At 60.8% G+C, this 250-nt stretch carries 1 protein-coding gene; it reads left to right on the forward strand.

All coding sequences use genetic code 11. The annotated features are described in order from the left end of the window. On the forward strand, positions 1–238 hold a 238-nt coding region (locus tag AMS67_RS17670), incomplete at its 5' end, for a hypothetical protein (protein WP_241488082.1). Positions 239–250: the final 12 nt, after the last annotated feature.

Consider the following 250-nt stretch of genomic DNA (forward strand, 5'->3'; position numbering starts at 1 on the left):
CATCCGGACCCTGCTGCTGACGCTCTTCTTCCGGTACATGCGACCCATGCTCGAGGCGGGCCGGGTCTACGCCCCGGGTCCGCCGCTGCCTCGGGAGATCGTGCAGAACGCCGGGCGCAAGGCGAACGATGTCATCTACAACTACAGCGAGAAGGAGGTGCAGGGGCTGCTCGCCGATCTGCGCAAACGCGCAAAGAAGAACCACTGGCACTTATACACATTTGATGATGCGGCCTAGAGATCAAGTGTA

Source organism: Leucobacter japonicus, from assembly GCF_001273855.1.
GTDB classification, from domain to species: domain Bacteria; phylum Actinomycetota; class Actinomycetes; order Actinomycetales; family Microbacteriaceae; genus Leucobacter; species Leucobacter japonicus.